The organism is Mycobacterium bulgaricum, assembly GCF_041287165.2.
Taxonomy (GTDB): Bacteria; Actinomycetota; Actinomycetes; order Mycobacteriales; family Mycobacteriaceae; genus Mycobacterium; species Mycobacterium bulgaricum.
Genome location: NZ_JBGGKV020000001.1, coordinates 183,924 through 197,326 on the forward strand (window position 1 = coordinate 183,924; position 13,403 = coordinate 197,326).

Here is a 13,403-nt window from a genome sequence, read left to right on the forward strand (position 1 = left end):
CGCTCACCGCTGCCGCCGGGGCTGACCGCATGACGTCAACTACGCATTGGCCCGAGTCTCGGCGATCCTGTCCGGGTCCAAGAGCACCAGCAGATCGCCGTCGAGGCTCGACCTGATCATCGAACCGGGGTCGTTGGGGGTGTTGTCCCCCGCGACCGTCGGGGTGATCGATCGTGTGAGCTTGTTGATGGTGACGTCACCGCGCAGGTAGCCGGTGTGGCTTCCTGTGACCGTGATGTCGCCGACGTAGCGAATGGTGTTCTGGCTGGCTGTGGTGCTGGTGGATTCCGATCCGTTCAGGACCATTCCGTCCTCGTTGACGTAATTGTCGTAGGTGACTGTGCGCAGCGTCGCGGCTGGATTTGTCGGATCCGCGACCTCGGTGATCGTCGCGGTGCCGCCCTTTGCGCCGGCATAGGATCCAACCGGGGGCAGTGCCACCGTGGTGGGAACAGACTCGCTCAGTTTCGGTGCCCAATTCGGATGTGGCGTCACCAGATCACCCTGGACCGTCCCGACGCTCGTCGTGTATTTCAGGTTGGCGATGACGAGTCGTGACACGTTCGGGTCGGGGGTGCCGAGCGGCGCGGACTGGGCCTCCCAGAACGCGACCGCGGTCCCGTCGGCGTTCCAGCTGGCCATGCTTCGGGCGTTGTAGTTGTCACCCTCGTCCTCGGGAGTGCTGGGGTCGTCGTCGACGAACAGCGGAATCCCGTTCTCGCCCTTCAGTTCATCCTCGATGGCGACCAGCCATTCCTGGTTGGAGACATTCGTGGAAGGCGTGCCCGCGTAGGCCTCGTAGAGCGCACCTTGGATGTATGCCGGCAGGAACGCCGGACGCACGATCCTCGTCATCGGCGTCAGCGCGTCATACGTGCGGGTACTGCCGACGGCGATCCACTCGAGGTTGGGCGACATGTCGATGTCCTCGTCGTAGTCGAGGCTGGACGTAAGCCGGGTCACCTCTCCGGTCGCCAGGTCGACCACGATGTCGTCGACGTTGCCCATCTCGTACTGCCCGCCGGTGATGATCACGCCTTTGCCGTCGGGGGTCCACTGCTTGGCCTCGCCGACAGGGAAAACCACTCGCGCATCCTCGATGTGGTACTCGGGTGCCCCGGTCTCTGCATTCGTGGTACGGACGAGCCTGCCCACCACCGGCACGGCTGTGAAGTTGCCGGTCCGGCCGAACTGGACCTGGCTGAATACCACGTACTTTCCGTCGGGCGAAATCCGCATCTCGCGTTGCGGGTCCAGGACGCGCGCCGCTGCCGGCGGTGTGATGACAGGGACCAGTTCGTTGGTGGCGGGTTCGTAGACGACATAAGAGTTCGGGCTGGCATCGTGCTGGATCATGATCCGACCGTCCGGAGCGGGCACCACTCTCCCCAGGTCAGACGTGAGGTGCGGGGAGAGGCCACAGGTGATGCACCGTAGGTTGGTGCCGTCGAGGTCGATCTGATGGACCTCCTGCCGAGTGCCGCCAGGCGGTGTGACGGAGAAGTACAGCGACTCGCCGTCGGAGGCAAAGCGCGGTGTATCTGGATCGGTGTAGCCGTCGGGTAGGTCCAGGATGACGCGCTCGACGGTGGGGTTGAGCACGTTGACGTCGAGTTTGGCCTTGTCGCCGTGCCGGCTGAACAAGGTCAGCAGGTTGAACTTGTGATCGGTGACCGACACCGTGAATGTGTCGGTTTGCACGGCGGTGTAGTTGATGTCGTCGGGGGTGTAGGTGAACTCACCGGTGGCCTGATCGATGGTCAGGGTGCCGTGCCGAGGCGCCTTGGTGACGGTGTAGGTCAGGGCGTCTCCCTCGGGATCGGTGGCGCCGATGGTTCCGGTGACGGTCTGACCGGTCTGCACCGTCGTGGTCGGGTTGTAGTTGATTGTCGGCGCCTGGTTGAACAGGTTGCGTCGCACCCAGCCGAGCACCGCCCACGCGATCGGGGTGAAAGGCTCCTGCGTATTCGGCGCCGGTGCCAGGAACGGGTTGAGCAGGTTAGTGACGACCTGATTGAAGAACCCGATGACACCGGGAACGGGAGCGGCGGCCTGGGCCGCGGGCTCGACTGCACTGACGGCGACGGCGGCCGGCGCGGCAGTGGACGTGTCATGGCCGGTGCGAGCGAACAGCGTTTTCTTGCTCGGCGCGGCGCTCGACGCGGCGATCTCCGCCGACGGCTGGGAGCTCGCCACCGGCGTCACCGGCAAGTCCGGCGACAACGTCTCGGCATCGCCGGCATCTGCCGAGTCCGAATTCGACCCGCCCGGCGTCGATCCGACCTGCGCGGGCTCTGGTGCCGAAGTCACCGGCGGCGTACTGACCTCGACGGGTTCGGTCGCACTCTCGGAATCCTCGGAATCACCCGAGTCTGCTTCATTCTCAACACCGTTGGCGTCCTCGGCGGATTCACCGTCTGCGCCTTCCGGCAGTTCGTCCGTGGTGTCCTCCGCTGCCACCTCGGTGGTCGAAGAGGTCGGCTCCGACGTCTCGTCGGCCGTCGTCGAACCGGCACCGGCAGTCGCGGTGGATGATGTGGCGGCTTCCGTACCCGATGACTCACCGGACGACGCTTTACTCGACGTTGAGTGCGCCGAACTCGTCGAGGACGATTCCGAGGACGCGCCGGTCGCGTCTGCTGTGGCCAGACCAGGCGAGGTAGCGACCACCACCCCGATTCCCAAAGCCGCGGCCAATGCGCCCACCCGACCGATATAGCGGCCGTAGGTGCTGGCATAGGAAGTCTGTGTGCTCATGTGAATCCTCGTCGACTCGATGTGACCGCCCGGCGCGCCGCCGCCTGTCGATCGTAAAGTGATGGCTTGCTGAACGTAAAGTGGCAGATTGCCGGATGTCAAGGTCGAACTTGTCGATCAGTAAACTGAAAACCTGCCGACTGTCCAGTGCGTTGCCGGACGCTGATGAGGGGTGAAGGTGTGACTGCTGCAGGAACCGACGGCGCCGACCAGATCGACACCAGGCAGAGGCTGCTCGATGTCGCCAGAGTGCTGATCAGCCGACACGGATATGCCGGTACCTCGCTGCAGATGATCGCCGACGAACTCGGATTCACCAAAGCGGCGATCTACTACCACTTCCGCACCCGCGACCAGCTACTTATCGCGATGATGGAGCCCCTGCTGCGCCAGATCCGTCGTGTCGTCGACACTGCCGAAGATCAACCCACGCCGCGCACCCAGATGGATGCCATGGTGCGGGGGTTTGCCGCCGTCGTCGCAATGAATCGTTCGGTGGCCGCAGTCATGGTCTTCGATCCGAGTGTTCACCGTGTCCTGCGATCACAATCCGAGTGGGGCGATCTGATCGCACGTCAGCTGACGCTGCTCACGCAGCTCGACTCCGAGACCGCGGGAATCGTCAAGGCCACCGCCGTCCTCACTGGACTCGCTGGTGCGGCCACGGGTGCACCAGTCGACATCGACGAAGGGCTGCTGATCGAGCAACTCTCCGAGATCGGCCGTCGCATTCTCGGGCTGCGCCAACCACGACGCCGCAATGACGCCCAACAAAACGGTGACGCAATCGAGCGGAAACGACCGGAACCCGCCCCGGGGCGCTGGAAGGACTTTCTGGCCGAGGCATGATGGGGGCGAACGCGAGCTGAAGTGTGCCGATCCGTCGTACCCCATCGAGAAATTGCACAACTCGACCAGTTTCCCGCGCCCGGGTGTCCTGCTTCCCAGTGAAGGTCGATGCCACAACACGTTGCGGTGTGAGCGTCCTTCAGTAATTCGGTAGCGGCGTGGGAGGGCTCGCAATTCGCCCCAGCCCGTTTCCCGCGAGCGCGCCGACAGCCCTGCCGACGGGGCTGGCAGCCAGGGCTGCCGCGGTCCGAAGTGCCCGAATACCGTTGCGGGTGCGGGGATTGGCGAGCCGCAGCGCGCCGGCGCGCACCGTCGGCGCCGAGTCGGTGAACGGCTTCATGGCACGTTCGTAGCGGTGCAGTGCATCGGTGACCTCGGCGCCGTCCGCGAGTTCGCCGGCCAGGATGTAGGCGCCGATGAGCGCCAGGCTGGTTCCGGCACCGCCGAAGGTCGCATTGCAGAACGCGGCGTCACCCAGCAGTGCGACTCTGCCTTTGCTCCAGGTGGGACTGTGTACCTGACCGGCAACCGAAAAGTACATGGGCGCACCAGCTTCCAGTGCGGCGAGCACACGGGGCGCGGCGCCACCGACGTCGGCGAAGGTGCGGCGCAGGATGGTCATCTGACCGACTCGGTCGAGTTCCTCGAAGCCGCGGACGTCGGAGATGAACGTCAGGATGGCCCGGGTGGTGCCGAGGTTGTCCGGCCGCAGGTGAACCGCACGAGATTCGGTCACGTGCTGCCAGTTCCACCACCGGTCGTCGCTGTCGACGCGGGGGAGGGTCGCATAGGCGAAGTACATGCCGAGATCGGTCACGTCGACGGGCGTAACGAAGCGACGCGACCGGGAATGCAGACCCTCGGCGATCACCAACAGATCGGCGTCGAGGCAATCGCCGTCGGCCAGCGCCACCTGTACGCGGTCCCCGGCGTCGCTGATATCGGCGATCTGTCTACCGAAGCGATAGTCGGTGTCGCCGGTGTTCTCGATGAGGATGCGGGACAGCTCGCCGCGCAGGATCTCCAGTTCGGCTGTGGGACCGTCTTTTCCGCCTCGGCCGACGGGGAAGGATGCCGCGGGGGAGCCGTTGTCCTTGACGAAACGGGTGCCGATCTCCCCGGTGTTGGCTGCGCGGACATCTCCGTCGATACCCATCCGCCGGACCACCTCGCGGGCGGCGCCGCGCACGTCGACGTTCTGGCCCTCGTCGCGACGACGGGGATAGCGCTCGATGACGGTGGTGCTCCACCCCCGTGCGGTGAGCTGATGAGCGAGTGCCGGTCCGGCGATGCCGGCACCCGAGATGACCGCATGTCGGGGCATGGCCGGGTGTTGCCCCACCCCGGCTCGCGTGAAACCGGACCGGTGTGACGAGTGCGTGACATCCTGGCCACCATGCGCACCCTGATCGACATCTCCGTGCCGCTGCGCAGCGGTATCGCCTCCGATCCTCCCGGATACCGCCCGGAGATCGAGTACTTCACCCACCGCGACACCGTCGACGACGTGCTGGCCTTCTTTCCGGGCGCTACGAGGGACGACCTGCCCGACGGGGAGGGGTGGGCGATCGAGCGAGTGTCGATGACCACGCACAGTGGCACCCATCTCGACGCGCCGTATCACTTCGCGTCGACGATGAACCGGACCAGCCGCGAGAACGGTGAACGCGCGATCACGATCGACGAGGTGCCGCTGGAGTGGTGCCTGCAACCCGGCGTGAAACTCGACTTCCGGCACTTCGACGACGGCTACGTCGTCACACCGGACGACATCGACACCGAGCTGAGGCGCATCGGCCACACGCTGGCCCCGCTGGAGATCGTCGTGGTCAACACGAGCGCCGGAACACGCTACGGCCACGACGATTACGTGCAGCGCGGCTGTGGCATCGGGCGCGACGCGACGTTGTACCTGCTCGAGCAGGGCGTGCGGCTCACCGGGACCGACGCCTGGAGCTGGGATGCGCCGTTTACCTTCACCGCGCAGCGTTACGCCGCCGATCACGACCCGTCGATCATCTGGGAAGGCCACAAGGCGGGACGCGACATCGGGTACTGCCACATCGAGAAGCTGCACAACCTGGAGCTGTTGCCTCCGACGGGTTTTGAGGTGTCCTGTTTCCCCGTGAAGGTTCACGCCGCCTCGGCGGGATGGACCAGGGCTGTCGCGATCGTCGACGCCGACTGACTCCGCTGTCCCCACCGCCCGGGTGAGCATGCCGGCGAGCCCGATCGATTCTGTGAAACATTCCGGAAACACAATCGCCGCGTAGCCGAAACGCGGACCCGACATCCTCGTCCGGGACCGTCGAAGGAGCCGGACATTGAGTGAGATCGATCCCGCCGCGACCGCGTGGCTACTGACCAGCACAGCCCTCGTTCTTCTGATGACGCCGGGGCTCGCGATCTTCTATGGCGGCATGGTCCGCACCACCGGTGTGCTCAACATGATCATGATGAGCTTCATCGCCATCCCGCTGGTGACGGTGTCCTGGCTGCTGGTCGGATACAGCCTGGCGTTCACCGGGGACGGTGCGGGCGGCCTCATCGGTGGGTTGTCGCACATCGGCATGAGCGGCATCGGACCCGACGCGGTACGCGGTCAGGTCCCCGAGCTGTTGTTCGCCACGTTCCAGCTCAGCTTCGCCATCATCACCGCCGCGCTGATCAGCGGCGCCATCGCCGACCGCGCCAAGTTCGTCGCATGGGCTGTCTTCGTGCCGCTGTGGGCAGTCGCCGTGTACGCGGTGGTGGCGCACTGGGTGTGGTCACCGAGCGGATGGCTCTTCGAACTCGGGGTGCTCGACTACGCCGGCGGACTGGTCGTCGAAATCGTCTCCGGCGCTTCTGCTCTGGCACTGGCGCTGGTTCTCGGTCCGCGCATCGGCTTCAAGAAGGAGGCGATGCGCCCGCACAACCTGCCGTTCGTCCTGCTCGGTGTCGGGCTGCTGTGGTTCGGCTGGTTCGGGTTCAACGCCGGATCGGCCCTGGCCGCCAACGGAACCGCGGCGGCGATCTTCCTCAACACCCTCGTCGCCGGCTGCCTCGGCATGCTGGGCTGGCTCACGGTGGAGCAGGTCCGCGACGGCAAGCCCACGACGTTCGGTGCGGCCTCCGGCGTGGTAGCCGGCCTGGTCGCGATCACGCCGTCCTGCGGGACCGTCGACACGCTGGGCGCGGTCGTGGTGGGTCTGGTCGCGGGCATCGTGTGTTCCTTCGCGATCGGTCTGAAATTCCGCTTCGGCTACGACGATTCGCTCGACGTGGTCGGTGTGCACTTCGTCGGCGGCGTGGTCGGCACCCTCTTGATCGGCCTGCTCGCCACCGACGTGATGACCGGCGGCCCCGAAGGTCTGCTCTACGGCGGCGGTGTCGCCCAGCTCGGCAAGCAGGCCCTGGCGGTGGTGGTCGTCGCGGCCTACGCGTTCGCCGTGTCCTTCGTCCTCGCCAAGCTGATCGATCGCGTCATCGGCTTCCGGATCACCCCCGAGGAGGAGACCTCGGGGGTCGACTTCTCCCAGCACGCGGAGACCGCCTACGCAGAAGGCGTCCACGGCCACACGGCGAAGTAGCCCGTTCGGGCGTACGCGGCGCCGAGCGTCAGTCTTGAAAGCCTCAGTCGCGAAAGGCTCAGTCGCGAAAGACGGAAGTGATCGCCGCGACCCTCGGATCGAGGCGAAGTTCCTCCAAGGTGAGGGGGAGGGGCAGCCGCCAGTTCGGGTATTCGTCCACTGTGCCAGGCAGATTCGGCTGCCTCGGCTCGGCGATGACGTCGTAGGCTGAGATCAGCTTCAGCCGGCTCGCCGTCGACGCCAGGAATCGGTGCATCGCCAGGACGATCGCCGATTCGTCTGGCTCCGATTCGGCATCCAGAAACCCTTCAGACCGCAGCATGGCCAGCCATTCGGCCCGCTCCCTGTCGGCGTTGGCCTGTTCGCCGTCGACGTCGTCGAGGAGGCCGAGATCGGCACGCACCCTGACGTGTTCACCGCGGAAGAAGCCGGCCGCGGTCGGCAGGTCGTGCGTCGACAGGCTTGCGGCCGCGCGCGCCGGCCAGTTCGCCGGCGGCAGAAGCGGTTCGTCCTCGACGGACTGGTCGCGGGTGAACCAGGACACCGCGCACCCCAGCATGCCGTTGTCGGCCAGGGCCTGAGTGACCTCCGGTTCGACGGTGCCCAGGTCCTCGCCGACCACGGTCGCGTGCGCCCGGTGCGCCTCCAACGCGAGTACGGCCAGCATCGTCTCCGCGTCGTAGTGCACGTAGGTGCCGCGGTCCGGGCCGTCGCCGGGCGGAATCCACCAGAGCCGCCACAGCCCGGCGACATGATCGATCCGCAGACCGTCCGCATGGGCGAGGACGGCACGCAGCATGTCCCGGAAGGCGCCGTAGCCGGTGGCGGCCAGCCGGTCGGGCCGCCACGGCGGCAGGCCCCAGTCCTGGCCGCGGGGAGTGAAGTTGTCCGGCGGCGCCCCGACGCTGACGCCGGCGGCGAGCACGTCCGCCAGGGCCCACGCGTCGGCGCCGTCGGCGTCCACACCCACGGCGAGGTCGTGCAGGATGCCCAGTCCCATGCCTGCGTCCCGCGCCAGATCCCGCACCGCTGTCAGCTGCTCGGCACAGCACCGCTGCACCCAGGCGTGGAACGCCACCCTCGACGCCAAATCCTGGCGTGCCGACGCCACGGCCGATCCGTTGACATCCCGCAGCTCCTCCGGCCAGCGGCTCCACCGGCCGCCGTGGCGCTCGGCCAGCGCGCAATAGGTGGCCCAGTCCCGCAGCCCTGCGGACGCCGACGATCCGTCGAGCGGGTTGGGTCGGCTCTCGGCACGCCAAAGCAGTTCCAGCGCATCGCGTTTGGCGACCCACACGAGGTCGTGGTCGATCCGGGGGGTCGCTGCGGAGACACGCAGCGCGTCCACCTCGGCACGGACGTCCGCGTCGGCGCGGCGATAGGCGTCGGTGTCCTCGATGCGCAGCGCCAGCGGATTGGCGAACCGCCGGCTCGACGGGGTATAGGGCGACGGCTGCACCGGATGGGTCGGCCCAGGCGCGTGCAGTGGGTTGAGCAGGACGGCACCCGCACCATGTTCGGCCGCCGTCCATTCGATGAACTCGCGCAGATCTCCGAGGTCACCGATGCCCCAGGAGCGGGCGGATCGGAGTGCGTAGAGCTGCAGCATCCACCCCCACGTCGGCGGCGCGGCGGGGACCTGGGGTGGCGCTGCCACGACGGTGGCCTGCTGGCCGTCGCGGGTGTGCAGCCGGTACCAACCTGGCGGCAGGTCGCTGGGCAGTTCGCCGTCGACCGGGATTTCGGAACCGTCCTCCGCGACCAGCGATTCGGCGCCGGGCACCCGTCGCGGGTCGCCGCCGACGCGCATCGAGATCGTCGCAGGCAGCACGCCGGCCCGTTCGCGTTCGTCGAGCCGCATCAACTCTGCCCGGCGGCTGTTCTCACTGCCGGCGTCGACGTCCATCAGTTCCAGTACGCGGATGACCACATCGGCGTCCACCTCGACCGGCTCGCGCCGTTCGTTGCGGTACGAGGTGGCCACCCCGTGCGCCGCGGCCAGCCGGCGCAGGTCCTCGGGTGCAGGTTTCGGGATTGCCGTCGTCACCGCGCGTCTGTACCCCACGCGGGGTTCCTTAACCCGACTCTCAGCGCCGCAACGGGGTCGCGGCCTCGAAAGCCGCGGCCTTGCCCGCCGACTGCCACTCCAGCCAGCTCTCCCAGCGCCGGACGTTGAAGGCCTGCCAGCGGCTGTCGAAACCCGGTGAGACCCGCCGCAGGATCTCCAGGCCGGCGATGAACGGAGAACGCAAGAGCAGCAACAGAATTCCCGGTACCGCCGACGGTAACCGGTACCGGCGTCTGTTCCACGGCAGCATGTACAGGCCGAGGTAGCCCGCCTGCACGCGGTAGTGGTAGGTGGCACGCAGACGCGCGACGCCGCGCAGGTGGGGGCCCGGCTCGAACGCCGGAACGAAGGACTCGACGAGTTCGGATCCGCTGTCGGCGCTGTCGTAGCTGCGCGCGGCGTCGGCCATGAGCAGGATGCGCCACGCGTCGGCGACGGTCTCCGGGAAGTAACCGTCGCATCGGACGCCGACGAGGTGGCCGCAGTACCGGTTGAAGTGCAGAACCGCCCGCATCTCCCTCGGCGACGTGAGATGACCGAGAAGGAACAGCCCGAACGCCGGCGCCACGCTTCCACCGAGAAGGGTCAGCAGCATCGCGGACTGGCTGATCGGCAGACCCCACCGCCGGGCGTCCCATTCGGGATGCTGCTTCACCCGCGCCCGCACGCTGACGTGCATGATCCGCACATGCAGAGAGATGTTGCGCCCCAACGATCCTGGGGTCAGGATCGCGCCCGGTCTGCAGACCTCGATCCACCAGCGGGAGGTCTCCAGATAACGGTGCAGCGCGCGCTGACCGGCATATCCCCCGGACAGCGACAGCGGCACGGCGAGCCAGCCCTCGGTGTAGGTGTCGTTGGTGCCTGCGTTGCCGAGAGCGCCGAGCGCATAGGCCCAGCGCCGCCACACCGCGGCACCTTCCTCGACGAGCTCGGGGTCGACCCAGTCCGGGAGCTGCTCGAACTCCGCGAAAAGCGCACGCATCGACTCGGGGGCGTCGGGCACGTTGTCGATACCGACGCGCTGTGCCTCCTCGACGAGGTCGCGCGCCCTCTTGGCGCCGACCTCGCCGTGATAGGTCTCAGCCACAAATTGCTCCGCGACCGGATCGCCCTCGCTGAGCCCGTCGATGAAGGCTTGCGCGACGGCGTCGGACGGGTACAGGCGGCGCATCCGCCGGCGCGCTGCCTGCGGGTATCTGAACGCCGTCGGTCCCATGGGAACTGTCATACCATCGCGTACCGCGCGACCTTCTCGGGATGAATCACGATGCGCACCCAGTTCTGCTCCAGCATCTCGGCCAGTTCTCGGGATCGGACCGGGTCGTCGAGGTCCCAGTACCGCTCGGCGAGCCGCTGCAGAAGCTCATGCGCGCCATCGGGTTCGACCGTCGTGTGTCCCGCGACCGACACCCAACGCTCACGTTCACCCACCGGCGCGGCGACGACGAGCGATGCGCGCGAATCCTTGGCCAGACGGCGCACTTTGGCGGCGCCGGGGTCCGTGAACAGCTGCACCGTCCCCTCCACGGTGACCTCGAACCACACCGGGCGGGGCTGAGGCGGTGCCGACCCCGCTGCCACGGTAAAGAACCCGTAGAGCGGACTTCGGAGGAATTCCAGGTCGTCAGGGGTCAGTCCGGCAGCCACGGTTCCATTGAACCGGAGACGTGGCGCGGCCCAACTCCCGGTTACGTCTGCGAGTCGCCCTCGTCGGCTTCGCTGGGCAGGGCTTCGGCGCCGGGCGTCGCCGGGGTCGTCAGCACTTCGTCGGTCTCGTTGCCGGGCTCGGGAGTGGTCATCGCAGGCCTTCCTGTCGCGGTCGTGACGTTTGCACCGCGATCTGTAACGGTGCGTCTCCTCCTCGTTACCCGCCCGGCCCGAGACGGAAACCGGCCACGGGGTGGCGCGGCGGATTTGAATCCCATCGAACAAGGCGGCCCTCGCTGCCGGAACCTCCCGGCCGTCGTAACGTGCCTGTTAACTGTGCTAAATGAACGGGTACATGCGGTTTTTCCGCGCCCGAGCGGTTGACAGCGAGTTCAGTCCAGCAGTACATATTATTGTGTGTCTGAAGTCACTGCCGATGGTGATGCCGATGGTGATGCGGTGCTCGACGTCGGGATCCAAGACCGCGTATCGCTGCCCAAGACCGGCCTGTTCGGTCTTCAGCATCTGCTCGCCCTGACCGGGATCTGGATTTTTCCCGTCCTGATCGGTGCGACGTTGGATCTGAGTCGCAACGACGTCAGCCACATCGTGCAGGCATGTTTCCTGCTGACCGGGCTCGTGACGATCCTGCAGTCGAGCCGGATCGTGCGGCTGCCGATCGTGCAGGGTCCCACCGCGGCGTTCTTCGTCGCGATCCTGGCCGCGGCCGCCAGCTACGACCTGGGAACCGCCTTCGGATCGATGGTCGTGGCGGGCCTCATCTTCATGGCACTGTCGATTCCCGTCGGGAACTTGGGCCTCTTCGGGCACATCCGCAGGTTCGCCGCCGACCCGATCGTGTTCGGAACGCTGTTCGTCATCATCGGTGCCCAGCTGGCGAGCATCGGTCTGCCCGGCTGGTTCGGGACCCCGGGCACCGACTCGTACGGATGGTCCAGCTTCTGGGTCGGTCTCGCCGTGGTCGTCGTCATTCTCGCGTGCATGATCTTCGGTGGCAGCACCCTTTTCAAGCGTGCGGCGATCGTGGTCGGCATCGCCGTGGGTTCGATACTGGCACTGGCGATCGGCGTCTGGTCGCCCCCCGACATCGGGGACGCGTCCATCCTCGGCGTGCCGAGCCTGTTCCCGTTCGGCTTCGGGGTCGCATGGCCGGTGGTGATCCTGATGTTGCTCGCCTTCTTCCAGGCCGGCGCGGAGGCCATGGGCATGTACACACTGGTCGCGGGTTGGGGCGGCGAGAAACTTTCGGTGAACCGCATCAACCGGGGGCTCTTCACCGAATTCCTGGGTTCCACCGTGGGCGCGGCGTTCGGCGGGATCGGGACCACGTCGTATCCCGAGAACGTCGGCATCATTCGCATCACGCGCATCGGCAGCAGATTCGTGACGATGGCCGCGGGCATCTTCGCGTTCGCCCTCGCTTTTCTGCCCCAGATCAGCATGTTCATCGCGGGATTGTCCGGTGCGGTGCTCTCCGCCGCGTCGACCATCCTGTTCGGCATCATCGCGATCAGCGGCATCCAGATGCTTCAGAAGGTGCGCTGGGACGACCTCAACGTCGCGGTGGCCGCCACCTCGTTCATCGTCTCCCTTGGGACCCAGTGGATCCCGGACGACATCCTCGCCGCATTGCCTCCGCAGATCGCCGGATTGATCAACACTCCGATGATGCTGGGGATCATTCTGTTGATCAGCCTCAACATCATCGTCAACTTCATCATCAGACCGCGACTGGAATCCCGCGTCGCCGTGACGACCGAAACGGCCCGCTTATGAGCAGCCACCTCGTCCACGGGACCGAGCACCCACTCGACCCGGCCGGTGACTTTTCGGCGTGGCTGGATCCACGAAGAACCGCGATCGTCTCGATCGACATGCACGAGGGCCATCTTTCGGACAGCCCGGACTGCCCCTGCCCGGCGCCGCGAGGCAGGGAGATCGTGACGGCGATCGACCAGTTTCATTGCGCCGCACGAGAACGCGGGGTACCGATCATCCACGTGCGTTCCGAACTGCGGCCGTCGGGAGCCGACGACATCCATGGAGCGAGCAGCAGCGCCTGGCGGGTCACCTTCCCGCGTCACGTGGGACCCATTGTGGGCGCCGACAGGCACGCCCTGCAGGGCAGTCGGTGGACGAGGTTCGTCACCGAGGTCGACCCTGCCGACGAGATCGTGACCGGCAAGAAGCGCCTCTCCGCCTTCTATCCGACCGACCTCGACTTCCTGCTGCGCCAGATGAACATCACGGCGGTCGTACTCGACGGCATCATGGCCGACTGCTGCGTGCTCAACACTGCGTTCGACGCCTCGAATCTCGGCTACCGGGTGACGGTGCCACAGGATCTGGTGCGCGGGACCGACGAAGCGCTCGAAGCGGCCGCGCTGTCGATGATCTCGCTGCACCTCGGTCTGGTCGCGACCTCGGATACCGTGCTGCGCAGCTGGGACACCGTGATGGCGCGCGAGAGCGGCGATCAGCGGTAG

General features: G+C 66.7%; 10 protein-coding genes. 5 read left to right on the forward strand and 5 right to left on the reverse strand.

The genetic code is table 11. The features are described from left to right. Positions 1 to 39: 39 nt before the first annotated feature. Positions 40 to 2,757, reverse strand: coding sequence for a hypothetical protein (locus ACAG24_RS00890; RefSeq protein ID WP_370470817.1), 2,718 nt, complete (start codon positions 2,755 to 2,757; stop codon positions 40 to 42). A 180-nt stretch (positions 2,758 to 2,937) separates the two neighbouring features. Between ACAG24_RS00890 and ACAG24_RS00895 the strand changes: the two genes are divergently transcribed. Beyond that, the gene (locus ACAG24_RS00895) at positions 2,938 to 3,606 is read left to right on the forward strand and encodes a TetR/AcrR family transcriptional regulator (protein WP_370470818.1); all 669 of its coding nucleotides are present in this window, start codon (positions 2,938 to 2,940) and stop codon (positions 3,604 to 3,606) included. A gap of 139 nt (positions 3,607 to 3,745) precedes the next feature. On the opposite strand, the gene ACAG24_RS00900 is transcribed toward ACAG24_RS00895, so the two are convergent. Next, positions 3,746 to 4,930 (reverse strand): FAD-dependent monooxygenase, encoded by a 1,185-nt coding sequence (locus ACAG24_RS00900; protein ID WP_370470819.1) that lies wholly within the window; start codon positions 4,928 to 4,930, stop codon positions 3,746 to 3,748. Positions 4,931 to 5,002: 72 nt separating this feature from the next. Here ACAG24_RS00900 and ACAG24_RS00905 point away from each other — a divergent pair, with 72 nt between their 5' ends. Beyond that, positions 5,003 to 5,794, forward strand: a complete 792-nt coding sequence (locus ACAG24_RS00905) for a cyclase family protein (RefSeq protein ID WP_370471743.1) — start codon at positions 5,003 to 5,005, stop codon at positions 5,792 to 5,794. A gap of 136 nt (positions 5,795 to 5,930) precedes the next feature. After that, complete coding sequence (locus ACAG24_RS00910) at positions 5,931 to 7,178, forward strand: ammonium transporter (RefSeq protein WP_370470820.1); 1,248 nt, start codon at positions 5,931 to 5,933, stop codon at positions 7,176 to 7,178. Between the two features lie 58 nt (positions 7,179 to 7,236). Here the strand turns inward: ACAG24_RS00910 and malQ are convergent, their stop codons facing one another. The 3 genes from malQ to ACAG24_RS00925 are packed head-to-tail and all read right to left on the reverse strand — an operon-like array spanning position 7,237 to position 10,896. Beyond that, the gene (malQ, locus tag ACAG24_RS00915) at positions 7,237 to 9,243 is read right to left on the reverse strand and encodes a 4-alpha-glucanotransferase (RefSeq protein ID WP_370470821.1); all 2,007 of its coding nucleotides are present in this window, start codon (positions 9,241 to 9,243) and stop codon (positions 7,237 to 7,239) included. 22 nt (positions 9,244 to 9,265) lie between these two features. Next, positions 9,266 to 10,477, reverse strand: a complete 1,212-nt coding sequence (locus tag ACAG24_RS00920) for an oxygenase MpaB family protein (protein WP_370470822.1) — start codon at positions 10,475 to 10,477, stop codon at positions 9,266 to 9,268. Next, the gene (locus ACAG24_RS00925; protein ID WP_370470823.1) at positions 10,474 to 10,896 is read right to left on the reverse strand and encodes a pyridoxamine 5'-phosphate oxidase family protein; all 423 of its coding nucleotides are present in this window, start codon (positions 10,894 to 10,896) and stop codon (positions 10,474 to 10,476) included. The genes ACAG24_RS00920 and ACAG24_RS00925 overlap by 4 nt, the downstream gene beginning before the upstream one ends. 417 nt (positions 10,897 to 11,313) lie before the next feature. Here ACAG24_RS00925 and ACAG24_RS00930 point away from each other — a divergent pair, with 417 nt between their 5' ends. After that, positions 11,314 to 12,693 carry a uracil-xanthine permease family protein gene (locus ACAG24_RS00930; RefSeq protein WP_370470824.1) on the forward strand — a complete coding sequence of 460 codons (1,380 nt, stop codon included), beginning with the start codon at positions 11,314 to 11,316 and terminating at the stop codon, positions 12,691 to 12,693. Next, on the forward strand, positions 12,690 to 13,403 hold the full coding sequence (locus ACAG24_RS00935) for a cysteine hydrolase family protein (RefSeq protein ID WP_370470825.1): 714 nt from the start codon (positions 12,690 to 12,692) through the stop codon (positions 13,401 to 13,403). Before ACAG24_RS00930 ends, ACAG24_RS00935 begins: the two co-directional genes overlap by 4 nt.